The following is a 24,340-nucleotide window of genomic DNA, read 5'->3' as shown; positions in this document are numbered from 1 at the left end:
CGTCCGGCTATCGACTGTACGGCCACGGCCGCCTCCCGGGCAGCCGTGGCCGAAGTGATGTGCAGCGCTTCGCTTCGCTCGGTGCTTCTCAGTGCTTCGCGGGCAGGAAGCCGACCCTGTCGTAGGCCTGGGCCAGGGTCTCGGCCGCGACGGCACGGGCCTTCTCCGCGCCCTTGGCGAGGATCGAGTCGAGGGTCTCCGAGTCGTCCAGGTACTGCTGGGTGCGCTCCCGGAACGGGGTGACGAAGTCGACCATGATCTCGGCGAGGTCCGTCTTGAGGGCGCCGTACATCTTGCCCTCGTACTCCTGCTCCAGCTCGGCGACCGACCTGCCGGTGAGGGTGGAGTGGATGGTGAGCAGGTTGGAGACGCCCGGCTTGTTCTCGGCGTCGTAGCGGATCACCGTGTCCGTGTCGGTGACGGCGCTCTTGACCTTCTTCGCGGTCGCCTTCGGGTCGTCGAGGAGGTTGATGAGGCCCTTCGGCGTGGACGCCGACTTGCTCATCTTGATCGACGGGTCCTGGAGGTCGTAGATCTTCGCCGTCTCCTTGAGGATGTACGGCTTCGGGATCGTGAAGGTCGCGCCGAACCGGCCGTTGAAGCGCTCGGCGAGGTCGCGGGTGAGCTCGACGTGCTGGCGCTGGTCCTCGCCGACCGGCACCTCGTTGGCCTGGTAGAGCAGGATGTCGGCGACCTGGAGGATGGGGTACGTGAACAGGCCGACGCTCGCGCGGTCGGTGCCCTGCTTGGCCGCCTTGTCCTTGAACTGGGTCATCCGGCTGGCCTCGCCGAAGCCGGTGAGGCAGTTCATGACCCAGGCGAGCTGGGCGTGCTCGGGGACGTGGCTCTGCACGAAGAGGGTGCAGCGGTCGGGGTCCAGGCCGGCCGCGAGCAGCTGGGCGGTGGCGAGCCGGGTGTTGGCGCGCAGGTCGGCGGGGTCCTGCGGGACCGTGATCGCGTGCAGGTCGACGACCATGTAGAAGGCGTCGTGGGTCTCCTGGAGGGCCACCCACTGGCGGACGGCGCCGAGGTAGTTGCCCAGGTGGAACGAGCCGGCGGTGGGCTGGATGCCGGAGAGCACGCGAGGTCGATCTGAGGCCATGCTCACCATTCTCTCAGAGAGCTCGGGTGGATTCGGTGCGTGGGGAACCGCGGACCGTAGGGGCTGGTCGCGCAGTTCCCCGCGCCCCTTTCAGGGGCGCTGCCCCTGAGGACGTCGATCAGCCGAGGTCGATCTCCGGGTACAGCGGGAAGCCCGCGACCAGGTCCGTCGCGCGCTGGGCGATCTCCGTGGAGACCTTCTCGTCGAGGACGTGGGAGGCCTTGGACGGGGCGCCGGACTTCGTCGTGCCCGGTTCGGTGGCGGTCAGGACGCGGTCGATCAGGCCCGCGACCTCGTCCATCTCGGCGGTGCCGAGGCCGCGCGTGGTGAGTGCCGGGGTGCCGATGCGGATGCCGGAGGTGTACCAGGCGCCGTTCGGGTCGGCGGGGATCGCGTTGCGGTTGGTGACGATGCCGGAGTCGAGCAGGGCGGACTCGGCCTGGCGGCCGGTGAGGCCGTACGACGTCTCGACGTCGATGAGGTTGAGGTGGTTGTCGGTGCCGCCGGTGACCAGGGTGGCACCCCGGCGCATCAGGCCCTCGGCGAGAGCGCGCGAGTTGTCGACGATGCGCTGGGCGTAGTCCCGGAAGGACGGCTGCCGGGCCTCGGCGAGGGCGACGGCCTTGGCGGCCATGACGTGCGGGAGGGGGCCGCCGAGGACCATCGGGCAGCCGCGGTCGACCTGGTCCTTGAGGGAGTCGTCGCACAGGACCATGCCGCCGCGCGGGCCGCGCAGCGACTTGTGGGTGGTCGTGGTCACGATCTGGGCGTGCGGGACCGGGTCGAAGTCGCCGGTCAGGACCTTGCCGGCGACCAGACCGGCGAAGTGCGCCATGTCGACCATCAGCGTGGCGCCGACCTCGTCGGCGATCTCCCGCATGATCCGGAAGTTCACCAGGCGCGGGTACGCGGAGTAGCCGGCGACGAGGATCAGCGGCTTGAAGTCACGGGCCTGGGCGCGCAGCGCGTCGTAGTCGATCAGGCCGGTGGCCGGGTCGGTGCCGTAGGAGCGCTGGTCGAACATCTTGCCGGAGATGTTGGGGCGGAAGCCGTGGGTGAGGTGGCCGCCCGCGTCCAGGGACATGCCGAGCATCCGCTGGTTGCCGAAGGCCTGCCGCAGCTCGGCCCAGTCGGCCTCGGAGAGGTCGTTGACCTGGCGGGCGCCGGCCTTCGCGAGGAAGGGGACCTCGACGCGGTCGGCGAGGACGGCCCAGAAGGCGACCAGGTTGGCGTCGATGCCGGAGTGCGGCTGGACGTAGGCGTGCCGGGCGCCGAACAGCTCGCGGGCGTGCTCGGCGGCGAGCGCCTCGACGGTGTCGACGTTGCGGCAGCCGGCGTAGAAGCGGCGGCCGACGGTGCCCTCGGCGTACTTGTCGCTGAACCAGTTGCCCATCGCGAGCAGGGTGGCCGGGGAGGCGTAGTTCTCGGAGGCGATCAGCTTGAGCATCTCGCGCTGGTCGGCGACCTCCTGCCCGATGGCGTCCGCGACCCGCGGCTCGACCGCGCGGATCACGTCGAGGGCGGCGCGGTAGGCCTTGGACTCGGTGGACAGGGGCGCGGACGGGTCGGACATTCGGGACCTCCGGAGATGGCGTTCGGCATTCACGGTTCGGCCCAGGCGCACGGCACTCGGTCACGATGCGGGCCGCTCCCCGATGGTCGGTCCCATCCCAGCGCGCCAGTCACGGCCCGTGGATCACATTACCGGGCACGCCGGGCCCGGGGGCCGTGGCGTCCACCAGTCGGGCAGGGGCAGAGGGTAGGAAAGGGGGCAATCCCGCCGCGCCCTCTGGAGTCGCCGTGACCACTACGGAAGCCCTCGTCGCCGCCGCCGACGCGCACAGCGCGCACAACTACGACCCGCTGCCGGTGGTGATCGCGACGGCCGACGGCGCCTGGATGACGGACGTCGAGGGGCGCCGGTACCTGGACTTCCTGGCCGGGTACTCGGCGCTGAACTTCGGGCACGGCCATCCGCGCCTGGTCGCGGCGGCGAAGGCCCAGCTGGAGCGGGTGACGCTGACGTCGCGGGCGTTCCACCACGACCGGTTCGCCGCATTCTGCACCCAGCTGGCCGAGCTGTGCGGGATGGAGACGGTGCTGCCGATGAACACGGGCGTGGAGGCCGTGGAGACGGCGCTGAAGACCGCCCGGAAGTGGGGGTACCGGGTCAAGGGCGTGCCGGCCGGGAGGGCGAAGATCGTGGTGGCGGGCGGGAACTTCCACGGCCGTACGACGACCGTGATCAGCTTCTCCACGGATCCGGAGGCCCGGGCGGACTACGGGCCGTACACCCCGGGCTTCGAGATCGTGCCGTACGGCGACCTGACCGCGATGCGGGCCGCGGTGACCGAGAACACGGTCGCGGTGCTGCTGGAGCCGGTCCAGGGCGAGTCCGGGGTGATCGTGCCGCCGGAGGGCTATCTGACCGGGGTGCGGGAGCTGACCCGGGAGCGGGACGTGCTGTTCGTCGCGGACGAGATCCAGTCGGGGCTGGGGCGGACCGGGCGCACGTTCGCGTGCGAGCACGAGGGGGTCGTACCGGATGTGTACGTCCTCGGGAAGGCGCTGGGCGGCGGGGTGCTGCCGGTGTCCGCGGTGGTGGCGAACGCGGAGGTGCTCGGGGTGTTCCGGCCCGGCGAGCACGGGTCGACCTTCGGGGGCAACCCGCTGGCCTGCGCGGTGGCGCTGGAGGTGATCGCGATGCTGCGGACCGGCGAGTTCCAGGAGCGGGCGGCCGAGCTGGGGGAACTGCTGCACCGGCGGCTGGCGGAGATGACCGGAAGCGGGCGGGTGACGGCCGTACGGGGGCGGGGGCTGTGGGCCGGGGTGGACGTGGACCCGGCGGTGGGCTCGGGACGGCTGGTGTCGGAGCGGCTGATGGAGCGGGGGGTACTGGTGAAGGACACGCACGGGGTGACGGTGCGGGTGGCCCCGCCGCTGGTGGTGGCGGAGGAGGACCTGGAGTGGGGGGTGGAGCAGTTGTGGGAGGTGCTGAGTGCGTAGCGGGCGGACCGGTGCGGGGCGTTCAGAGGATCACGTGCGGCAGGAAGCGGGCGTAGTCGTCCGTCACCAGGCCCTGTGACTCGCGGAGGCCCAGGCCCGCCGCCTCCTCTCCCACCACCCAGGCGCCCAGCACCACGTGGTTGCCGTCGAAGTCGGGGAGCGGGGCCAGTTCCTGGTAGCAGCAGGGCTCTTCGCGGACGACGGGTTCCGCGCCCGGCGGGTGGACGAGGACGCCCGCGCCCTCCCGGCCCAGCAGGGGCTTGCTGACGTACCCGCGTCCGGTCGCGAGTTCGCGCGGTCCGTCGACGTAGGCCGGGAGGAGGTTCGGGTGGCCGGGATACAGCTCCCACAGGATCGCCAGCAGGGCCTTGTTGCTGAGCAGCATCTTCCAGGCGGGCTCCACCCACATGGTGGTGCCGGTGCCGCCGCCGTTGTCCAGGGTGTCGAGGACGTGGCCGGCGAAGGCGTCGGTGGTGAGCCACTCCCACGGGTAGAGCTTGAAGCAGCTGCGGATGAACCGGAGCCGGTTGTCGACGAAGCGGCCGGAGAGGGTGTCCCAGCCGATCTCCTCCATGGGGATCCAGTCGGTGGCGAGGCCCGCCTGCTCCGCCGTCTCCTTGAGGTACGCGACCGTCATCAGGTCCTCGCCGAGTTCGTCGGCGGACGAGTGGGCGAAGTGCAGCGGGGCGCCGGGCGGCAGGAGGGGGGCCTGTCTCCGCCAGGCGGCGACCAGGCGTTCGTGGAGGCTGTTCCACTGGTCGGCGCCCGGGAAGCGGTCCGCCATCCAGAACCACTGCGCCGAGGCGGCCTCCACCAGGGAGGTGGGGGTGTCGGCGTTGTACTCCAGGAGTTTCGCCGGGCCCGTGCCGTCGTAGCGGAGGTCGAAGCGGCCGTAGAGGGAGGGGAGTTCGGCGCGGCGGTGCCAGGACTCGGTGACGGCCGCCACCACCCGCGGGTCGGTGATGCCCAGGTCGGCGAAGCGTTTCTCCGCGACGATGCGGTCCGCCGCCGCCAGGCACATCGCGTGCAGTTCCTCGACGGCCTCCTCCAGCGCCTCCACCTCGTCGAGGGTGAAGGCGTAGTAGGCACTCTCGTCCCCGTACGGGCGCAGGGTGCCGTCGGGGTGCCGGGTGAGGGGGTAGATCAGCCCCTGTTCCTCGACGGTGCGCTGCCAGCCGGGGCGGGGTTCGGTCGTACGGCGTTCCACGGCGGGGTCAGCCGCCGGAGCTGCCGTGGCCGCTGCCGAAGCCGCCCCGCTCGACGCTGTGGCCACCGCCGGAGGAGCCGCCCGAACCGCCGCGCGGCCTGGTGAAGGAGCCGCCGCTGACCCAGCCGCCCTTCTTCTTGCCGCCGTAGTAGTAGCCCGCGCCGACCGCGGACTTGGCGGAGGAGCAGTTCTTGTCGGAGACGACCCGGTAGCCCTTGGCCGCGGTGTAGCTGTCGCGGTCGACGCAGCGCTTGTCGGGGTCGGAGGAGCAGGCGGTCAGGGCGGCGGCCAGCAGGCCCATGCCGCCGAGGACGACCGTGCCCGAGCGCAGTTGCCGGCGCGCGTCTGCCATGTTCGTGCTCCCCCGTGCGATGCGATGTTCGGCGACAGCTTAGACGAGCGGTTTCCGGCCATCGCCGGAGCGCGCAGACTTGTCATGCACAGGTAAGAAAATCATGTGAAGTGGCCGGCCCCCTGTCGGCGCGCCACGCCCCGCCGGTACCGTCCAGCTGTCCCTAGGTGAACGATCAACTTCGGACTCTACGCGCGCAGACCAGGTCCCGCCCCCGGAACCGCGGTTCTCTCTACGCGCGCAGAACGACTCGTGACGCACCACCCGCACCGCCATCCCTCTCGCACCCCCACCGATGGAGGAATGACAGATGCCCGGCTTCGCCATCCCGCGCCGCAAACTGACCACGGCCCTGGCCGTGCTCGGCCTGCTCACCGCCGGTGCCGCCGTCCAGGCCACCAGCGCCGCGACCCCCGCCCACGCGGCCACCACCTACAAGGTCCTGTTCGACGACGGCCACGCCGAGGAGGCCGGCAACGCGGACTGGATCATCTCCACCAGCAAGCCCGACCCGCTCGCCCAGGACTCCTCCCCGTCCTCCGACAAGGACTGGACGGGCGCGTTGTCGTCGTGGGGCATCGCCCTGCAGAAGACCGGCGACTACAGCCTGAAGACCGCGACGAGCGCCCTCACGTACGGGGGTTCGTCGACGACCGACCTGTCGAAGTTCAACGCGCTGGTGCTGCCCGAGCCCAACACCAAGTTCACCACCGCCGAGAAGACGGCGATCATGAACTTCGTGAAGGCCGGCGGCGGGCTGTTCATGATCTCCGACCACACCGGCGCCGACCGCAACAGCGACGGCTACGACGCGGTCGAGATCCTCAACGACCTGATGACCAACAACAGCGTGGACTCGACCGACCCGTTCGGCTTCTCCATCGACTCCCTCGACATCGGCTCCGGCTACCCGAAGGCCATCAGCGACAGCAGCAACGCCGTCCTGAACGGCGACTTCGGCACGGTCACCAAGAGCCTGATCGCCGACGGGACGACGGCGACCCTCAAGCCCTCCGACAACTCCAACGTCAAGGGCCTGGTGTACCGCAGCGGTTACTCCGGCAACACCGGCGCGTTCTTCGCCACCAGCACCTTCGGCAGCGGCCGGGTCGCCTTCTGGGGCGACAGCTCCCCGATCGACGACGGCACCGGCCAGTCCGGCAACACGCTGTACGACGGCTGGAACGACACCGGCGCCACCAACGCCGCCCTCGCCCTCAACGCCACCGCCTGGCTGGCCGGCGCCAGCTGACGCCGCACGGACAGGAAAGGAGCGGGTCCGGGGGCACCCGGGCCCGCTCCTCCCGCTTCTTACTCTCCTCCCGATCACCGCGCGCTCCCCTCTCCCGCGGTTCCCCTACAGTCCCTTTGTGCTCTTCGGAATGGTGTGTGCCCTCGCGGCGGCGATCTGCTTCGGTACGGCGACGGTCCTGCAGGCGATGGCCGCGCGGGCGGCCGGTGACGGTGCCGGCGGCGAGGCCGCGCTGCTGCTGCGGGCGGTGCGGCAGTGGCGGTACGTCGTCGGACTGGGGCTGGACGGGCTCGGGTTCGTGTTCCAGATCCTGGCGCTGCGCGCGCTCCCCATCTACGCGGTGAGCGCGGCCCTGGCGTCGTCGCTCGCGGTGACCGCGGTGGTCGCGGCGCGGCTGCTGCGGGTGCGGTTGAGCGGGGTGGAGTGGGCCGCGGTGGCGGTGGTGTGCGCCGGGCTCGCGATGCTGGGGCTGGCGTCGGGGCCGGAGGGGGACCGGGCCGGGTCCACGGCGTTGAAGTGGGTGATGCTCGGGACCGCGGTGGGGGTGCTGCTGCTCGGCCTGGCCGGCGGGCGGCTGACCGGGCGGGGGCGGGCGCTGGTCCTCGGCCTCGGGGCCGGGTTCGGGTTCGGGGTGGTGGAGGTGTCGGTACGGCTGATCGACACCCTGCGGCCGGCCGGGCTGCTCACCAACCCCGCGACCTACGCGCTGCTGGTCGGGGGCGGCGGCGCCTTCATGCTGCTGACCTCCGCCCTGCAGCGCGGCTCGGTGACCACGGCGACGGCCGGCATGGTCATCGGGGAGACGATCGGCCCGGCGACGGTGGGGGTGGTGTGGCTCGGGGACCGCACGCGGGACGGGCTGGCCTGGCTCGCGGTGCTCGGCTTCGCGGTGGCCGTGGCGGGGGCGCTGGCACTGGGCCGGTTCGGGGAGGCGCCAGTCACGGCCGAGGAGGGGTGAGCCCGCCCGGCGGCGTCCGCCCGCCGACAGCCGTCCGCACGCCGGCCTCCGCCCGCTGGCATCCGCCCGCACGCTGGCATCCGCCCGCCCGCCGGCCTCCGCCCGCCCGCCGGCAGCCGTCCGCACGCCGTCATCCGCACGCTGGCATCCGCCCGCCCGCGGGCGCCCGCCGTCATTCGGTCACGGCGTCGCGGGTGCGCTGGTAGTGGCGTCGCGCCTTCATCCGGTTGCCGCACACGGCCATCGAGCACCAGCGGGCCTTGTTGGTCCTGCTGCGGTCGATGAGGAACAGCCGGCAGTCCGGGTTGGCGCACGGCCGCAGCCGGCCGGGCAGCGTCTGCTGCACGCCGCTCCACGCCATGACCGCCTCCGCCGCCATCCGGCGCTCCGCGGGGGCGTCCAGCTGCCACGACACACCCGCGGGCGAGAGCCGAGGGCTGGAGGTGACGTCCGCCAGGAGCGGGGCCAGCGAGGTGGCGGGCCGGCTGCCGCGCACCACCTCCTGAAGGGCGTCGCGGGCCGCCACGAGACCGCGCAGTTCGGCCGCGGTTCCGCTGCCGCCGTGCGCCCGCTGCCAGGACCGCGCCGCCTCCGGGTCCGCCAGCAGGTCCTGGGCGACCCCGTTGACCACGGGTGTGCTGTTGAGGAGCTCCAGCAGCAGCGCCTCCTGCTGTTCCCGGTCCGCCACCGCCACCCCTCCTAACCGAATCGACGCATTGGACAGGTTACCCGAGCGACGCGTACACCTAACCGCCTCATTCAGCTTGACAGGTTAGACAGCCCGTGCTCGACTGGCCGGGTAACCACTCAAGTTCGGCAGAAGGGTTAGGGAGATGGCACCCGCAGTCCACCACCGCACCGCCACCGTCGACGGCCTTGAGGTCTTCTACCGGGAGGCCGGCGACCCGGAGGCACCCACGGTCGTCCTGCTGCACGGCTTCCCGACCAGCTCGCACATGTTCCGCAACCTCGTCCCGGCGCTCGCCGACCGCTACCGCGTGATCGCCCCCGACCACATCGGGTTCGGCCAGTCGGCGATGCCCGCCCCGGCGGACTTCCCCTACACCTTCGACGCCCTCACCGACATCACCTCGGGCCTGCTCCGGCACCTGGGCGTCGCCCGGTTCGCGATGTACGTCCAGGACTACGGCGCCCCCATCGGCTGGCGGCTCGCCCTCCGGGAGCCGGACCGGGTCGGCGCGATCATCACCCAGAACGGCAACGCCTACGAAGAGGGCTTCGTGAAGCCGTTCTGGGACGGCGTCTTCGCCTACGCCACCCATCCGGGGCCGGACACGGAGGCCCCGATGCGGGGCGCGCTGACCCTGGAGAGCACCCGCTGGCAGTACCTCAACGGGGTCGCCGACCCGAGCCTGGTCAGCCCCGACAACTGGGTCCACGACCAGGCGCTCCTCGACCGGCCGGGCAACGACGAGATCCAGCTCCGGCTCTTCCGCGACTACCCCACCAACGTGGACCTCTACCCGAAGGTGCACGAGTACTTCCGCGACTCACGGGTCCCGCTGCTGGCGGTCTGGGGCGCGGGCGACGAGATCTTCGGCCCCGCGGGCGCGGAGGCGTTCCGCCAGGACCTGCCCGACGCCGAGATCCACCTCCTCGACGCCGGCCACTTCGCCCTGGAGAGCCACCTCGGCGTCATCACCGAGCACATCCGCGGCTTCCTCGGCCGCACCTTCGGCTGACCCGCCCGGCCGACACGGCCGGCCGACGCGCTCGACCGACCCGCCCGGCTGACGCGCCCCGCCGACGCGCTCACCCCATCGCGGCCGTGATCCCGTCCCACAGCCGGGACCTGGCCTCCAGCGCGACGAGAACGGTCTCGGTGGCCTCGTGCCAGCGGGCGTCGTCGGTGCCGCACAGGTCGGCGACCATCTGGAGGGCCATGGGGGTGTGCTCCTCGCCGTCGACCTCGATGTGCCGGGCGAGGTAGTCCCGGAAGAGCGGGAAACCGCCGGTGCCCTCCTCCCTGAGGACCTGGTCGAACATGTCCGGGATCAGGTCCTCGCGGGAGAAGGCGAAGGCGGCGGCCCGGCAGTGCAGCGGGCGGTCGGTGATGATGCCGAAGGTGGTGCGCACGAACTCGGCGGCCGGGGCGGGGACCTGCGCCACCCGCAGGGCCGCCGGCACGTCGTGGCCCTCGGCGAGGAGGGCGACGAAGGTGTCGACGGGGGCGGTGTCGGCGTCCGCCTCCGTCATGGCGGCGCGGTACAGCTCGAAGTGGCTGGTGAAGCCGCCGTTCAGGGCGTCGCTCTCCTCGACCAGCACGATGTCGTTGACGAGCCTGCGGGCCACCGCGGAACCGCGCGGCACCCAGGGGACGTCGACGCAGGTCAGCTCCTGCTGGAGCGACTTGAGCAGGGACATGAAGTCCCAGACGGCGAACACGTGGTGGGCCATGAAGGCGGCCAGGTGCGCCCGGTCGGATATGCGCTGGTAAAGCGGGTGCGCGGTCACTTCTTTTCGCGCCGGTTCGATCACGGAACGCGCCTGATCGATTGCCTGTCGACCCTCTTCGGTCAAATTCCAGACGTACCTCGACATGGCGTCCTCCTTCGTTCTGGGACGGCGATCGTGCAACTTTCACAGCCGGGCGGGCAAGCACTTTCCAGAATTACGGTGGAGTTACCAGAAGTAGCGGGCGGCAGAACACAGCAAGCGCACAGAAAGCGCTATAAAAAGTTACGATCCGGACAACCAAAAAACTCGTTGAATCTTTGAACGCGAGTTGTGTCCGTTCCGTAAAGGACACCGTGACCAGTAATCCCGTCACCGTCACCGTGGCCTATCACGTGATGCCGGGTCGCGAGGCCGACTTCCACTCGTGGGGGTGGGCCATGCTGGGCGCGAGCGCCCGCCGGCCGGGGTTCCTCGGCGGTGGCGTCCTAGTCGACCAGGAGACGGAATGGCATGTCGTGTATCGCTTCGCCACCGAGGACTCGGCGCTGGCCTGGGAGAACTCCTCAGACCGCGGCGAGTGGGAGACCCGCGCGGACGGCATCGCCCGGCCCACCGGGCGGCGTAGCGTACGGGGGTCGAAGGAGTGGTTCGACTCGCTGACCGGGCCGTCGCCCGCAACGCCGCCACCCGCCCCGCCGGCGAAATGGAAACTGTGGTTCATCAACATGAGCGCGGTGTTTCCGCCGGTCCTGCTGTTCAACATCGTCGTGCTGCCCTATCTCGGCGGCGTCAATCCGCTCATTCGCACTCTGGTGCTCTGCCTCTGCGTGACAGCGCTTGTCACGTGGATTCTCATGCCGCGACTTCAGCGTTTCTTCAAGAAATGGCTGTATCCCCCGCTCCAGGCGCTGCGCGGGCGGCACAAACGACGGGCCGCATAGGCCCGGGAACGACCCGAGGGAGGTGGGCGGGTGAAGACCCTGCTCATCGACAATTACGACTCGTACACCTACAACCTGTTCCAGCTGATCGCCGAGGTCAACGGCGAGGAACCGGTGGTGATCCGCAATGACGAGCCGGCGCCGCCCGCTCTCGCGGAGTTCGACAACGTGGTGGTGTCGCCGGGGCCCGGACACCCGGGCGACGGCCGTGACTTCGGCATCAGCGCCCGGCTGATCGCCGAGGCCACGGTCCCCGTGCTCGGGGTGTGCCTGGGCCACCAGGGCATCGCGCTCGGGGAGCGGGCCCGGGTGGCACCCGCCCCGCAGCCCCGGCACGGGCACCTGACCCGGGTGCGGCACGACGGGCGGGACCTCTTCGAGGGGCTGACCCAGGGCTTCACCGCCGTCCGCTACCACTCCCTCGCGGTGCACGAGCCGCTGCCCGCCGCCCTGGAGGCCACCGCCTGGGCCGAGGACGGCGTCCTGATGGGGCTGCGGCACCGCGAACGGCCGTTGTGGGGCGTGCAGTTCCACCCGGAGTCGGTGCTCACCGAGTACGGCCACCGCATGCTCGTGAACTTCCGCAACCTGACCGCCCGCCGGGCCCGCAGAGCGCGTACCAAGAACACCGCCGTCCCGCCGACCGAGGCGGCGATCCCCCGGCCGCGGGCCGCGACGGGTGCGGCGGGCGCGGCGGGCACCGCCGGTGCGGAGGCGGCGGGCACGGCGGGGTTCGCCCTCCCGGCCGTCGCCTCCCGTTCGAGGCACGCCGCGCGGACGGCGCAGGCCCGGTCCGGGTCCACGCCGGGGTCCACGCCCGGGTCGGGGTCCACGCCCGGGTCCGGGTCCACGCCCGGGTCCCGCACGGCCGTCCCCCGCCCCCGCTCCGGCGACGTGCCCGGCTACCGCCTGCACACCCGCCAGATCGCCGGCGCCGTCGACACGGAGGCCGCCTTCACCCGCCTCTTCGCCGCCTCGCCCCGCGCGTTCTGGCTGGACAGCTCGCTCGTCGAGGAGGGCCGCGCGCGCTTCTCCTTCCTGGGCGACGACAGCGGCCCGCTCGCCGAGTTCGTGCGGTACGACGTGACGGCCGGCCGGTGTGCGGTCGAGCGGGCCGGACGGCCGCCGCGGAAGGTGTCCGCGAGCGTCTTCGACTACCTGAAGCGGCAGTTGAGCAGCCGCCGGGTGGACGCCGACGGGCTGCCCTTCGACTTCACCGGCGGCTATGTCGGCTACTTCGGCTACGAGGCCAAGGCCGACTGCGGTTCCCCGAACCGGCACCGGGCCGACACCCCGGACGCCTGCTGGCTGTTCGCGGACCGGCTGATCGCCGTGGACCACGAGGCGGACGCCACCTACGCGGTCTGCCTGGCGGAGAACTCCCCGCAGGCCGCGCGGGCCGCCGAGGAGTGGCTGACGGACACGCTGGCCCAGCTCAGCTTCCTGGCCCCGGCCGCGCCCCGGCCGGCCCCGCCCGCCAGCGCGGGGCCGGACCTGACGGCCGCCGAGCCCTGGCTGGTGCGCGACCGGGCCGCCTACCTCGCCGACATCGAGGCCTGCCAACGGGAGTTGCGGGCCGGCACCAGCTACGAGATCTGCCTGACCGACGCGGCCCGGCTGCCCGCCCCGCCCGACCCGTACGCCTTCTACCGGGAGCTGCGCCGCGTCAACCCGGCGCCGTACGCGGCCTTCCTGCGCTTCGGCGACCTGGACGTGGCCGGTTCCTCCCCGGAGCGGTTCCTGCGGATCACCCGGGACGGGGTGGCCGAGGCGAAACCCATCAAGGGGACCGCGCCGCGCGGGGCGACCCCCTTCGAGGACGACCGGCTGCGGGACGCGCTGGCGGCGGACGCCAAGACCCGCGCCGAGAACCTGATGATCGTCGACCTGCTCCGCAACGACCTGGGCAAGGTCTGCCGTACCGGAACCGTCCGGGTCCCCCGCCTGATGGCCACCGAGTCGTACGCGACCGTGCACCAGCTGGTCTCCACCGTGACCGGGCGGCTGCGGGCCGGGACGGACGCCGTGGACTGCGTGCGGGCCTGCTTCCCGGGCGGGTCGATGACCGGCGCGCCGAAGCTGCGCACGATGGAGATCATCGACGGTCTGGAGACCGAGGCCCGGGGCGTCTACTCGGGGGCGCTCGGCTACCTCGGGTGCAGCGGCGGCGCGGACCTGAACATCGTCATCCGCACGGCCGTGATGGCGGGCGGCCGGATGCGGCTGGGCGCGGGCGGGGCGATCGTCCTGGACTCCGACCCGGCCGCCGAGTACGACGAGATGCTCCTGAAGACGGCCGCGCAGATGCGGGCGCTGCGGGAGCACACGGCGCCGGCCGCGGCGGACGCCGTCGAGGAGGCCGCCCGATGACCCAGGCCCCCGCCGTCACGGCGACCGAGAACCTCGCGTCCCGTCTCGCCGGCCTCGCCGAGCGGCAGGGCTGGCACGACCGCCCCGCCTTCCACCAGGGCCACCGTGCCTGGACCCACGGCGAGGTGCACGACCTCGGGGCACGGACCGCGACGGTCCTCGCCGGGCACGGCGTCGGCCCCGGCGACCGGGTGGTGCTCGCGCTGCCCGACTCGATCGCCTGGGTGGTGGCCTTTCTCGCCCTCGCCCGGCTCGGCGCGGTGGCCGTCCCGGTCAACCCGGAACTCCCCACGGCCGACCACGCGTTCATGGCCTCCGACACGGAGGCGGTGCTGTGCCTGACCGGCCCCGGTCTGGAGGACCGCTTCGCCAGACAGGTCCGCCTCGGCGCCGACCAGCTGCTCGCGCTCGCCCCCGCCGCCGCACCGGCCCCCGCCCACCCGGTGGACGCGGACAGCCCGCTGTACGTCCAGTACACGTCCGGGACGACGGGCCGGCCCAAGGGCGTCGTGCACACCCACGCCCATCCCGCCGCGTACCACGACCTGATCGGGCGGCGGCTGCTCGGGATCACCGAGGAGGACGTGACCCTGTCGGTGTCCGGGCTGTACTTCGCGTACGGCTTCGGGAACGCCTTCGTCTTCCCGCTCTTCTCGGGGTCCAGCGCCGTCCTCGCGGACCGGCGTCCGAACCCGGCCGCCGTGGACGAGCTGATCACCCGGCACCGGGTGACCCTGCTGTACTCGGTGCCGTCCGCGTACGCGGCGCTCGTCGCCGACCGGGGCAGCGGGCACCAGGCCTGCTTCACCTCGGTACGGGCCGCCGTGTCGGCCGGCGAGGGGCTGCCGGCCGGCCTCGGCGACCGGGTCACGGAGCTGCTGGGCGCACCGGTCCTCGAACAGATCGGCTCCACCGAGGCCGGGCACGCCTTCTGCGCCAACGGCCTAGCCCACAACCACCCCGGCACCGTCGGCCGCCCCGTCCCCGGCTTCGAGGTGGAGCTGCGCGACCGCGACGGGCGGCCCGTGCCGGACGGCCACGAGGGCGAGCTGTGGGTGCGCGGGCCGACGGTGACACCCGGCTACCTGAACCGGCCCGAGGACACCGCGCGCACCCTCGTGGACGGCTGGCTGGCCACCCACGACCGGGCGGTCCGCGAACCCGACGGCGCCTACCGGCACCTGGGCCGCAGCGACGACATGGAGATGGTCGGCGGGATCACCGTCTCCCCGCTGGAGGTGGAGGCCGTGCTGCGCACCCATCCCGGGGTGCGCGAGGTCGCGGTGGCGGCCGTGCCGGACGGGACCGGCGCCGGACGGCTGCGCGCCTTCGTGGTCCCCGCCGTCACCCCGGCGCCGGACGGGCTGCCGGACGAACTGCTGGCGCTGGCCCGGCAGCGGCTGGCCGCCTTCAAGGTCCCGCGCAGCGTCAGCCTGCTGCCCTCCCTGCCCCGCACGTCGTCGGGGAAGCTCCGCCGCCATCTGGTCCGCCGGGGCGCGTGGTGACCATGACTGAAAGGACCGTCTCCATGCAGGATTCGCAGGTGTCCCTCATCGGCGACCGCGGCTTCTACCTCGGCCCGCTGTTCCGGCGGGCGGCCGAGCGGCACGGCGGGGTGTTCGTCACCCTGGACCGGCCCCTGGACACCCACCCCGACCTCGGCGTCCACCTCAGCTACGCGGAACTCGCGGACGCCGTCGACGAGTTGTCGGCGCGGCTGTGGGCGGCCGGGGTACGGCCCGCCGAACAGGTCGTCGTACACAAGACGGACAACGTGGACATCGTGCTGCTGACCTGCGCCGTCTCCCGGATCGGCGCGGTGCCGGTGCTGCTCTCGCCCGCGCTGTCCGGCGAGGTGGTCGGCAAGCTGCTCGCCAGACTGCAGCAGCCGTGGCTGGTCACGGACGGGGCCAGGCTCAAGGGCCTGGAGGTCGCCGGGCTGGTCCGGCAGACCCTCACCGTCGACAGCGTGCCCGGCGCGGTGTCCCTGACCGAGCACACCGGCGCGAAGGTCCCCGCGCCGATCCGGCTGCACCCGCGCGAACCCGCCCTGATCACCCACAGCTCCGGCACCACCGGCGTCCCGAAACTCGCCGTGCACTGCCCGCAGACCATGTGGAACCGCCTGGTCCCGCAGCAGGCGATGGGCTGGCCCACCCGCGGCGAGGTCGCGGCCCTGCACATGTCCTTCGTGCACTCCCGCTTCTACCACCTGCTGGGCGTCCTGCTGCACTACGGCAGCCCGCTGCTGCTGATCACCGACCCGGACCCGGCGAAGGTCGGCCCGATGCTGGCCCGGCACCGCCCCGGCATCGTCGAGACCCACCCCAACACCTTCGTCCTGTGGGAGGAACTGGCCGACGCGCCCGGCGCCCCGCTGTCGCGCGTCAGGTCGTACGGCTCGACGTTCGACGCCATCCACCCGCGCACGGTACGGCGGCTCCTCGACGCCTCGAAGCGCCGTAACCCGTGGCTGCTCCAGCTGTACGGGCAGAGCGAGACCGGCCCGGTCGCCTTCCAGTGGTTCACCCGCCGGAGCGCGGCCCGCGCCGACGGGCGGCGGGTCGGGATCGGGATCCCGGGCTTCACCGGCGTCCGCGTCACCGGCCCCGACGGGCAGCCCGCCGCGCCCGGCACCCCCGGCCGGATCGAGGCCCGCACCCGGGGCCGCATCCTCACCTACCTCGGCGCCCGCGAGCAGTACGAGCGGCAACTGGACGGCGAGTGGTGGCAGATGGGCGACATGGGCTACCGGAACCGGCTGGGCGCGCTGTACCTGATCGACCGCGAGATCGACCGGATCGACTCCGTGCACAGCAACCTGGAGGTCGAGGACACCCTCATGGACCGGCTGGAGGAGTTGCGCGAGGTGGTCATCGTGCCGGGCGCCGACCGGGAGCCGGTCCCGGTGGTGTGCGTGCGCGGGGAACGGCCGCTGGACCCCGAGCGGTGGCGGGCGGCGACCGCCGACCTGCCGGCGATGGCGGAGCCGCGGCAGTGGCGGTTCGAGGAACTGCCGATGACGGCGACCTGGAAGGTGAAGCGGGTGGAGATCACCCGGATGCTGGCGGCGGGTGTCCGCGCGTGACCCCGGTCGTGGTGGTCGGGGCCGGTCCGGTGGGCCTGTCGGCGGCGCTCGCGCTGCGCGCGCACGACCTGCCGGTGCTGCTCCTCGAAGCGGACCCGGAGGACCGTGAACGGCCGGGCAGCCGGGCCCTGTTCGTGCACGGCGAGAGCCTCGCCCTGCTGGACGCGATGCGACCGGGACTCGCCGCCGAGATCACCTCGTACGGCCGGACCTGGCACACCAGACGGACCCTGTACCGGGGGCGGGAGGTGTACTCCCGCACCTTCCCGCCGCCGTCCGGCCGGCCGCCCTTCACCAGCCTGCGCCAGGTCGACACCGAACGCTTCCTGCGAGGCGCCTGCGCGGCGGCGGGCGTGGAGTTCGTGTGGAACGCGCGCGTGATCGGCGTCCGCACCACCGCCTCGGGCGTGTCACTCAGCTGCGCGGACGGCCGCGAGCTGAGCTGCGGGTACGTGATCGCGGCGGACGGCGCCCGGTCCGCCGTCCGGGCCGGGCTCGGCATCCCCATGGAGGGCACGCACGGCGAGGGCTTCCACGTGGTCGTCGACGTGGCGGACCGGCCGGGCGCCGAACTGCCCCTCGAACGCGTCTTCCACTACGAGCACCCCGGCGCCGGCGGCCGCACCGTGCTGCGGGTGCCGTTCACCGGGGGCTTCCAGGTGGACCTCCAGTGCCACGCCGACGACCGGGCGGAGGAGTACGGCACCGAGGAGGCCGTCCGCCGCTGGCTGCCCGCGGTGGTGGGCGGGGGACACGAAGGGGCCGAGGGACACGGGGGACACGAGGGACACGACGGATACGCAGACCGGATCCTTTGGGTGTCGACGTACCGCTTCCTGCGCAAGGTCGCGGCCTCCTTCACCGACCCGCACCGCCGGGTACTGCTCGTCGGGGAGGCCGCACATCTCTTCCCGCCGTTCGGGGCGCGGGGCATGAACAGCGGGATCGCCGACGCGGCAGCGGCGGCGGACGCGGTCGCGACCGGCACGGTGGCCGACTTCGCGGCGGTACGGCGGGCCGCGGCCCTGTTCAACAGCGAGGCGGCCGGGGCCGCCCTGGAGCAGCTGCGGCCCCGGCGCCGGATCGTACGGCTGCGGCAGCGCGCGGCGGCGGCGCTGGCGCCGGTCCTGCCGTCCTGCGGATCCTGGCTGGAGCACGCGCCGTACGGGCCGCGGGGCGGGGCACCGGCTCTGTCGGGCCGTAAATACTGAGCGCGGCGAAGGAGGCGAAGGAGGCGTCATGACACGACCGCCCGTGCCGGAAGGCCTGTTCGCGTGGTCACCGGCCGCCGGCCTGCGGTCCGTCGCGGACACGGAGACCGACGAACCGCTGCTGGTCGCGGACTCCTGGCTGGTGCGGGACGGCAGGGTGCGCGGCCTGGACCGCCACCGGGACCGCTTCGTACGGTCCTGCCGCGAGTGCGGCGGGCCGCCGGAGTACCGGATGCTGGAGTTCTGGCAGGCCATGACGGCCGCGCTGCCCCGCACGGGTGAGTGGTTCCCCCGCGTCGAACTCACGCCCCACCACGTGCGGTTGCGGCTGCGGCCCGCCCCGCCGCTCGGCTCCACGGTCGAGGTCTGGGCGGCCGGCCAGCCGGACCCGCGCACCGCACCCCGCCGCAAGGGACCCGACCTCGCCGCCCTGGCCCGGCTGCGCGCCCGGGCGGTCCGGGCGGGGGCCCAGGAGGCGGTGCTGGTGGACCCGTCCGGGGTGGTCCTGGAGGCGGCCACCACGAGCGTCCTCTGGTGGGAGAACGACACCCTGTGCCTGCCGCCGCCCCGCCTCCCGGTACTCCCCGGGGTGACCCTGGCCCTGATCCGCGAGCGCGCGGAACACACCGGCATCCCGGTCACCCACCGGGAACGCACCCTCACCGAACTCGCGGACCGCGAGGTGTGGCTGGTGAACGCCCTGCACGGGATCAGACCGGTGACGCGATGGGTGGGAGGCCCGGCGAACGCGGGCCCGGCGCCACGGGCACCGGAATGGCGGGAGTGGCTGGACGAAAAAGCGCCGGAACCGATAGCGCCCCTTTAGGGACGCTGGGAACTGCGCGACCAGCCCCACCGCATCCGCAGTCGAAACACGCAAATAGAAACCGGCCCGGCGATATCTCACCGGGCCGGACATCAGGCTTCTTTTATGCGGCACCCTTGGGCTGATAAGCCCCCGGCACCATCCGCGTCGCAATGGCGATCCGGTTGTACGCGTTGATGACGGTCGCCGCCCACACGAGCGCCGCGAGCTGCGCCTCGTCGAAGACCCCGGCGGCCTCCGCGTAGACGTCGTCCGGCACGTGACCGTCGGCGACCAGCGTGACCGCCTCGGCCAACGCCAGTGCGGCCCGCTCCCGTTCGGTGAAGAAGGGCGTCTCCCGCCACGCGCTGAGGGCGTAGATCCGCTGCTCGGTCTCGCCCTGCGCGCGAGCGTCCTTCGTGTGCATGTCGAGGCAGAACGCGCAGCCGTTCAGCTGGGAGGCGCGGATTCTGACCAGTTCGAGTATTTCCGGTTCGACCTTGGCGTCCACGGCCGCGGCGACGGCGGCGGCATGCAGGGAACCCATCGCCGAGGAGACGTCAGGGGTGATTTTCTTGAGGGCCACACGGGAAATCTGATCGCCATTGCTCATGTCAGAGACTCTAGCCGCCACAATTCCATTCCGGGGCCGTTGTCCGGGAATTCAGGAGACACCGGTCACGGCCGGGTCGGACAGCACCGTGCACAGGATCTCCAGCGCGCCCGACCAGGCGTGGTCGGGCGGGGTGCCGTAGCCGAGGACGAGGGCGTCCGGGGCCTCGACGGCGGCCTCGGGGTGGCGGTGGCGCGGGACGAGCCCTTCGACGGCGAGGCCGCGTTCGGCGGCGGCGCGGACCACCCGGCGCCGGGTGCCGGGCGGCAGCCGCAGCACGACGTGCAGGCCCGCCGCGATACCGGTGACCCGGATCGCGGGGGCGCGCTCGGCGAGGGCTCCGACCAGGGCGTCCCGGCGCCGCCGGTAGCGGGAGCGGGCCGCCCGGACGTGGCGGTCGTAGCCGCCGGAGGTGATGAACTCGGCCAGTGTCAGCTGGTCCGGGGTCCCGCAGGTGTCCACGCCGCCCTTGACCGCCGTCACCTCCCCGGCCAGCTCCGGGGGCAGCACCATCCAGGCCAGCCGCAGGCCGGGCGCGAGGGACTTGCTGGCGGTGCCCAGGTAGACCACCTCGTCGGGGGCCAGGCCCTGGAGGGCGCCGACGGGCCGGCGGTCGTAGCGGAACTCTCCGTCGTAGTCGTCCTCCAGGACCAGGCCGCCGGTGCGCCGCGCCCAGTCCACGACGGCCGCCCGCCGGTCGTGGTGCAGCGGCACGCCCATCGGGAACTGGTGGGAGGGGGTCAGCAGTACGGCGGCCGGCCCCCGGGCCAGCTTCGTGGTGTCCGTGCCGAGATCGTCGAAGGGCAGCGGGACCTGGCGGAGACCGGCCGCCGTGAGCAGCTGCCAGTGCTCGTCGAGGCCGTACGACTCCACGGCGACCGTGTCCGCCCCGCGGGCCCGCAGTAGCCGGCCGAGCAGGCTCAGGCCGTGCGAGAACCCGGCGCAGATCACGATCCGTTCGGGGTCGGCGCGCACGCCCCGGGCGCGGGCGAGGTAGGCGGCGAGCGCGGTGCGCAGTTCGGGGCGGCCGCGTGGGTCGCCGTAGCCGAAGGCCTCGTTGGGGGCGGCGGTGAGGGCGCGGCGGGCGGCCTTCAGCCACTCGGCGCGCGGGAAGGCGGAGACGTCGGGGAAGCCGGCGCGCAGGTCGTAGGCGGGTTGGTGGGCGGCCGTACCCGCGGGGGGCTCCGCCTGCCGCACCGGCGGCAGGCCCGTCGCGACCCGGGTGCCGGAGCCCTGCCGGGCGGTGAGCCAGCCCTCGGCGACCAGGTCGGCGTAGGCGTCGGCGACGGTGTTGCGGGCGACGGCCAGGTCGGCGGCGAGGGAGCGGGAGGAGGGCAGCCGGGTGCCGGGGAGCAGCCGGCCGCTGCGCACGGCCTCGCGCAGCCCGTCGGTCAGGCCCCGGCGCAGGCCCGGACCGGCGGCCGGTTCCAGGTGGAGGTCGATGCCCAGGGCGGCCCGCGTGGGCGGAGTGCGGCGGGCGGGCTGATTGGCCCATGGATTCTCCATGGAAATGGACCATACCTCTGGGCTGCCTGGCACCTAGTGTCGTCACCATGAGCAACCAGGAGAACGCCGAGTACGTCCCCGAGCACACCCCCCGCCTCGCCTGGGCGCAGCACGCGCCCGAGGTCTACCGGGCGATGGTCCGGCTGGACGGGGCCGCCCGTAAGGGCCTGGACGCCAAGCTGTTCGAGCTGGTGAAGATCCGCGCCTCGCAGCTCAACCACTGTGCCTACTGCCTCGACATGCACACCAAGGACGCGCTCGCGGCGGGCGAGAGCATCGCGCGCATCGTCCAGCTCAGCGCGTGGGAGGAGTCGAAGCACTTCTACACCGAGAAGGAGATCGCCGCGATCGAGCTGACCGAGGCCGTCACGGTGCTGACCGACGGCTTCGTGCCGGACGAGGTCTACGAGCGGGCCGCCAAGCACTTCGACGAGGTGCAGCTGACGCAGCTGATCGCCTCGATCATCGTGATCAACTCCTGGAACCGGTTCGCCGTGACGACCCGGATGGTCCCCGGGCACTACACGCCGGGACAGCACGGGTGAGCAAGGCCGGCGCCTTCCGGGCGCTGCACCACGGGCGCCCGCCGGGAGACCCCCTGGTGCTGCCCGGCCCGTGGGACGCGGCGAGCGCCCGGGCCCTGGCGGCGGCCGGGTTCCCGGCGCTGGCGACGCCCAGTGCCGGGGTGGCGGCGAGTCTGGGGTACGCGGACGGCGGCACTCCGGCGGCGGAGATGTTCGCGGCGGTCGCCCGGATCACCCGCGCCGTGGACGTACCGGTGTCGGCGGACGTGGAGGACGGCTACGGGCTGGCGCCGAAGGAGCTGGTCGAACGCCTGCTGGCGGCGGGCGTGGCCGGCTGCAACCTCGAAGACTCCGGCGGGGGTGTCCTCAAGGACCCGCACGAGCACGCCGAGTGGCTGGCCGAGGTCCGCGCGGCCGCCGGTGACCGGCTGTTCCTCAACGCCCGCGTCGACACCTTCGCGCGCGGCGTCACCGACCCCGACCGGACCATCGAGCGGGCCGCGCTGTACGTGGCGGCGGGCGCCGACTGCGTCTACCCGATCCACGCCCCGACCGCCGTGCTCCCCCTCCTGCGCGCCGGCATCGAGGGCCCGCTGAACATGTACGCCGCCCTGGACGGCGACGGCCCCTCGCCCGCCGGACTCGGCGGACTCGGGGCCACCCGCGTCACGTTCGGACCTGGCCTGCTGCGGCTGGCCCTGCGGTCACTGCACGCGGTTCCGCGCTAGACGTACGAGGCGCTGCCCGTCCCGGGACGGAAGCGCCGGTACAGCACCGCGCCGGCCGCCAGCGATGCCAGGCTCACGGCGGCCGGCGCCCAGGGGCTCGTCGCTCCGGTCTGGGCGAGCGTGCCGGTCGTCCGCTGCCGCACGACCGTGGTCCGCGGGTGCGCCTCGGCCGGGTGGTGCGGCTGCTGGTGGACCCGCGGCGTGGTGGGGGTGGACGGGCCGGGCCCGTCGGGCTGGTCGTCCGAGCCGTTGCTCGACTCGTTGCCGAAGACCGGGTTGAGGATGCCCACCAGGTTCGCGCTGTTGCCGCTGAGGTTCACGGGCACGTCGACCGGAATCTGGACGAGGTCGCCGGAGAGAACTCCCGGCGAGTCGTGGGCGGTTCCCTCGGCCGAGGCCCGGCCCGACGTCCTGGAGCCCGCCTTGTCCGGCGCCTTGTGTCCCTCGTTGGCGCACTTGTTGCCCATCGCGGGGTTCAGCAGCCCGATCACGTCCACGGTGTTCCCGCACACGTTCACCGGGATGTCCACCGGCAACTGGATGTTGTTGCCGGACGCCAGTCCGGGCGAGTTGCTCGCGGTGCCCTCCGCGGCGGAGTCGGCGTGCGCCGTCCCCGCGACCGCCATCGCGCCAGAGGCGACGGCCATGGCGATCACACTGTTCCGGGTAACCCTTTTCATGGGGTACCTGCCCTTCCAGACGCGTCGCGGGCAGTCACCCGGACTCGGTGAAACGTTGGGGAGATAGGTGGGGAGAGACGAGGAGAGAGGCGGCCGGTCAGGTCAGAGCGCCTGGTTGTTGCAGCCCATGTCCGAGCCGAGGTGGCTCTGCTGCGCACCCGGGTTCCCTTCGCCGTTCAGCAGGTTGCCCGCCAGACCCGTGAGGGCGCTGACGTTGCCGAGGACCTCGATGTTCATGTCGTGCGAGCGGCACTCGGTGCCCTGGGTGACGTCGATGTCGTGACCCGGCTCACCGTGTGCGAAGGCGGTGCTGCCGCCGAACGAGCAGACGCTGCCGAGAACGGCGGCGCCCACGAGGACCGCCTTGTGGAACTTGCGCATGTGTTCTCCGTTGGTCGAGCGGACGGTGGTCCGCTACGGATCGAATGGACGGTGCGGAGGGTGGCCGGACCGCGTCAGCCGAGGCGGGGAAGACCCAGCTGGCCGACCGGAGGCGCCGCGACCTGGCCGAGGCCGACGGGCGCGAGGCCGGGCACGCCCGGCGCGCCGAGGACGGGGTTGATGAGCGGGTTCACCTGCGGGTTCACCTGGGGGTTGACCTGCGGGGTGACGCGCGTCGGGCCCTCCGGGGCGTAGCCCTGGGGAACGGCCAGCTGCGGCGCGACCTGCGGCATGACCTGAGGCATCACCTGCGGCACGACCTGCGGCGGGGCGGGCTGGGGCTGCGGCTGGGGGTACTGCGGCGCCGGGGCGTACTGCGGCTGCGGCTGCGGCTGCGCGTACACGGGAGCGGCCTGCGGCTGGGCGTACTGCTGGGGCGGCGGCGCCTGCTGGTACTGCGGTGCCGGAGCGTACTGCGGCTGCGGCTGCGCGTACGCGGGAGCGGCGGTGGCCTGCGCCGAGCCCTGGGAGGAGGCCGAGGCGGCGGCGTAACCGGTCTGCTGCGGGTACTGCTGGGGCGGCGGCGCCTGCTGGTACTGCGGCGGCGGGGCCTGCTGCTGGTACTGCGGCGGCGCGGCCTGCTGCTGCGGGTAGGCGGGGACGGTGGCCTGGGCCGAGCCCTGCGTCTGGCCCGCGGCGTAGGGGGCCTGCTGCGGAGCGGGCGCCGGGGCCTGGGGATACGGCTGGTCCGGAGCCGGTGCCGGAGCCGGACCGCCGTATCCGACGGGAGCGTCGGCATAGCTGACGCCTGCGCCGATGGCGGACAGACCGCCGGCCGCTGCCAGAACGAGCGCGGCCTTGTGAAGCTTGCGCATGAAACCCTCGGCCCTTCGATACCTGGAGATGAGAAAGTCCATTGCGTTCAGTGCGGTCGCGTGCAGATGGTGCGGTAATGACACTGCACTTTCAGCAGCGGTACTCCTGAGCAGCACGCGAACTTCGCATCGGAGCCGGCAGCGATTCGCCTCGTTCTCCTCAGGTCCTCGGCCGCTGCCCTCTCCCTTCCGGAACGAGGAATGTCCGGCGATGGTCACGGGAATTCCGAGCCGCGTCACCCAATTGCCGTCACCGATACGGACGTTGCCGCTCATATGCCTTTTGGCAAACGGGTGACGCGACCATGCGCCCGTATCCGGGT

22 protein-coding genes, 1 pseudogene and 1 riboswitch are annotated in these 24,340 nt (G+C 72.7%); of the genes and pseudogenes, 12 read left to right on the top strand and 11 right to left on the bottom strand.

Annotated features, from left to right (window positions below; genetic code table 11):
* Positions 1 to 88 precede the first annotated feature (88 nt).
* Positions 89 to 1,102, bottom strand: coding sequence for a tryptophan--tRNA ligase (trpS, locus tag ACFZB3_RS11585; RefSeq protein WP_391373249.1), 1,014 nt, complete (start codon positions 1,100 to 1,102; stop codon positions 89 to 91).
* A 118-nt stretch (positions 1,103 to 1,220) separates the two neighbouring features.
* Positions 1,221 to 2,675: a glycine hydroxymethyltransferase gene (locus ACFZB3_RS11580; protein WP_391373247.1), complete on the bottom strand. Its 1,455-nt coding sequence runs from the start codon at positions 2,673 to 2,675 to the stop codon at positions 1,221 to 1,223.
* A gap of 32 nt (positions 2,676 to 2,707) precedes the next feature.
* Positions 2,708 to 2,798: riboswitch (ZMP/ZTP riboswitch) on the bottom strand.
* Between the two features lie 104 nt (positions 2,799 to 2,902).
* Between ACFZB3_RS11580 and rocD the strand changes: the two genes are divergently transcribed.
* Complete coding sequence (gene rocD, locus ACFZB3_RS11575; protein WP_391373244.1) at positions 2,903 to 4,108, top strand: ornithine--oxo-acid transaminase; 1,206 nt, start codon at positions 2,903 to 2,905, stop codon at positions 4,106 to 4,108.
* Positions 4,109 to 4,130: 22 nt separating this feature from the next.
* On the opposite strand, the gene ACFZB3_RS11570 is transcribed toward rocD, so the two are convergent.
* Positions 4,131 to 5,315, bottom strand: coding sequence for a glutathionylspermidine synthase family protein (locus ACFZB3_RS11570; protein ID WP_391373242.1), 1,185 nt, complete (start codon positions 5,313 to 5,315; stop codon positions 4,131 to 4,133).
* A gap of 7 nt (positions 5,316 to 5,322) precedes the next feature.
* Entirely contained in the window at positions 5,323 to 5,667 is a 345-nt protein-coding gene (locus ACFZB3_RS11565; protein ID WP_391373240.1) for a hypothetical protein, read from the bottom strand.
* Between the two features lie 310 nt (positions 5,668 to 5,977).
* On the opposite strand from ACFZB3_RS11565, the pseudogene ACFZB3_RS11560 reads away from it, so the two are divergent.
* Both ACFZB3_RS11560 and ACFZB3_RS11555 read left to right on the top strand, forming a co-directional pair.
* A pseudogene (locus ACFZB3_RS11560) lies at positions 5,978 to 6,916 on the top strand (hydrolase); the annotation flags it as partial.
* Positions 6,917 to 7,049: 133 nt separating this feature from the next.
* Positions 7,050 to 7,877, top strand: coding sequence for a DMT family transporter (locus tag ACFZB3_RS11555; RefSeq protein WP_391374034.1), 828 nt, complete (start codon positions 7,050 to 7,052; stop codon positions 7,875 to 7,877).
* Between the two features lie 172 nt (positions 7,878 to 8,049).
* Here ACFZB3_RS11555 and ACFZB3_RS11550 read toward each other — a convergent pair whose 3' ends face one another.
* Positions 8,050 to 8,565 (bottom strand): CGNR zinc finger domain-containing protein, encoded by a 516-nt coding sequence (locus ACFZB3_RS11550; RefSeq protein WP_391373238.1) that lies wholly within the window; start codon positions 8,563 to 8,565, stop codon positions 8,050 to 8,052.
* 145 nt (positions 8,566 to 8,710) lie between these two features.
* On the opposite strand from ACFZB3_RS11550, the gene ACFZB3_RS11545 reads away from it, so the two are divergent.
* Complete coding sequence (locus tag ACFZB3_RS11545) at positions 8,711 to 9,580, top strand: alpha/beta fold hydrolase (RefSeq protein WP_391373235.1); 870 nt, start codon at positions 8,711 to 8,713, stop codon at positions 9,578 to 9,580.
* A gap of 70 nt (positions 9,581 to 9,650) precedes the next feature.
* On the opposite strand, the gene ACFZB3_RS11540 is transcribed toward ACFZB3_RS11545, so the two are convergent.
* The gene (locus tag ACFZB3_RS11540) at positions 9,651 to 10,352 is read right to left on the bottom strand and encodes a DUF3050 domain-containing protein (protein ID WP_391373232.1); all 702 of its coding nucleotides are present in this window, start codon (positions 10,350 to 10,352) and stop codon (positions 9,651 to 9,653) included.
* 296 nt (positions 10,353 to 10,648) lie between these two features.
* Here ACFZB3_RS11540 and ACFZB3_RS11535 point away from each other — a divergent pair, with 296 nt between their 5' ends.
* The 6 genes from ACFZB3_RS11535 to ACFZB3_RS11510 are packed head-to-tail and all read left to right on the top strand — an operon-like array spanning position 10,649 to position 18,731.
* On the top strand, positions 10,649 to 11,236 hold the full coding sequence (locus tag ACFZB3_RS11535; RefSeq protein ID WP_391373229.1) for a hypothetical protein: 588 nt from the start codon (positions 10,649 to 10,651) through the stop codon (positions 11,234 to 11,236).
* A 30-nt stretch (positions 11,237 to 11,266) separates the two neighbouring features.
* A complete protein-coding gene (gene pabB / locus ACFZB3_RS11530) occupies positions 11,267 to 13,606 on the top strand; it encodes an aminodeoxychorismate synthase component I (protein WP_391373226.1) in 2,340 nt (779 codons plus the stop codon).
* Complete coding sequence (locus ACFZB3_RS11525) at positions 13,603 to 15,111, top strand: AMP-binding protein (protein ID WP_391373223.1); 1,509 nt, start codon at positions 13,603 to 13,605, stop codon at positions 15,109 to 15,111. The genes pabB and ACFZB3_RS11525 overlap by 4 nt, the downstream gene beginning before the upstream one ends.
* Before the next feature lie 23 nt (positions 15,112 to 15,134).
* Positions 15,135 to 16,694 carry an AMP-binding protein gene (locus tag ACFZB3_RS11520; RefSeq protein WP_391373221.1) on the top strand — a complete coding sequence of 520 codons (1,560 nt, stop codon included), beginning with the start codon at positions 15,135 to 15,137 and terminating at the stop codon, positions 16,692 to 16,694.
* Positions 16,691 to 17,905 (top strand): FAD-dependent monooxygenase, encoded by a 1,215-nt coding sequence (locus tag ACFZB3_RS11515; RefSeq protein WP_391373219.1) that lies wholly within the window; start codon positions 16,691 to 16,693, stop codon positions 17,903 to 17,905. The genes ACFZB3_RS11520 and ACFZB3_RS11515 overlap by 4 nt, the downstream gene beginning before the upstream one ends.
* Before the next feature lie 28 nt (positions 17,906 to 17,933).
* A complete protein-coding gene (locus tag ACFZB3_RS11510; protein WP_391373216.1) occupies positions 17,934 to 18,731 on the top strand; it encodes an aminotransferase class IV in 798 nt (265 codons plus the stop codon).
* 103 nt (positions 18,732 to 18,834) lie between these two features.
* Here ACFZB3_RS11510 and ACFZB3_RS11505 read toward each other — a convergent pair whose 3' ends face one another.
* Both ACFZB3_RS11505 and ACFZB3_RS11500 read right to left on the bottom strand, forming a co-directional pair.
* Complete coding sequence (locus tag ACFZB3_RS11505; protein ID WP_391373213.1) at positions 18,835 to 19,323, bottom strand: carboxymuconolactone decarboxylase family protein; 489 nt, start codon at positions 19,321 to 19,323, stop codon at positions 18,835 to 18,837.
* Positions 19,324 to 19,374: 51 nt separating this feature from the next.
* A complete protein-coding gene (locus ACFZB3_RS11500) occupies positions 19,375 to 20,829 on the bottom strand; it encodes an aminotransferase class I/II-fold pyridoxal phosphate-dependent enzyme (RefSeq protein WP_391373210.1) in 1,455 nt (484 codons plus the stop codon).
* A gap of 47 nt (positions 20,830 to 20,876) precedes the next feature.
* On the opposite strand from ACFZB3_RS11500, the gene ACFZB3_RS11495 reads away from it, so the two are divergent.
* Positions 20,877 to 21,374 (top strand): carboxymuconolactone decarboxylase family protein, encoded by a 498-nt coding sequence (locus tag ACFZB3_RS11495; RefSeq protein ID WP_391373207.1) that lies wholly within the window; start codon positions 20,877 to 20,879, stop codon positions 21,372 to 21,374.
* The gene (locus ACFZB3_RS11490) at positions 21,371 to 22,081 is read left to right on the top strand and encodes an isocitrate lyase/phosphoenolpyruvate mutase family protein (protein ID WP_391373204.1); all 711 of its coding nucleotides are present in this window, start codon (positions 21,371 to 21,373) and stop codon (positions 22,079 to 22,081) included. The genes ACFZB3_RS11495 and ACFZB3_RS11490 overlap by 4 nt, the downstream gene beginning before the upstream one ends.
* Here ACFZB3_RS11490 and ACFZB3_RS11485 read toward each other — a convergent pair.
* The 3 genes from ACFZB3_RS11485 to ACFZB3_RS11475 all read right to left on the bottom strand — a co-directional run bounded on the left by ACFZB3_RS11485 (position 22,078) and on the right by ACFZB3_RS11475 (position 24,017).
* Positions 22,078 to 22,728, bottom strand: a complete 651-nt coding sequence (locus ACFZB3_RS11485; protein ID WP_391373202.1) for a chaplin family protein — start codon at positions 22,726 to 22,728, stop codon at positions 22,078 to 22,080. The genes ACFZB3_RS11490 and ACFZB3_RS11485 overlap by 4 nt on opposite strands.
* A gap of 135 nt (positions 22,729 to 22,863) precedes the next feature.
* The gene (locus ACFZB3_RS11480) at positions 22,864 to 23,142 is read right to left on the bottom strand and encodes a hypothetical protein (RefSeq protein WP_391373199.1); all 279 of its coding nucleotides are present in this window, start codon (positions 23,140 to 23,142) and stop codon (positions 22,864 to 22,866) included.
* Positions 23,143 to 23,216: 74 nt separating this feature from the next.
* Positions 23,217 to 24,017, bottom strand: a complete 801-nt coding sequence (locus ACFZB3_RS11475; RefSeq protein WP_391373197.1) for a hypothetical protein — start codon at positions 24,015 to 24,017, stop codon at positions 23,217 to 23,219.
* Positions 24,018 to 24,340 lie beyond the last annotated feature (323 nt).

The organism is Streptomyces sp. NPDC008092 (assembly GCF_042957285.1).
Taxonomy (GTDB): Bacteria; Actinomycetota; Actinomycetes; order Streptomycetales; family Streptomycetaceae; genus Streptomyces.
The sequence above is the reverse complement of the archived record's forward strand: the minus strand, read 5'-3'. Positions and strand labels throughout refer to the sequence as shown.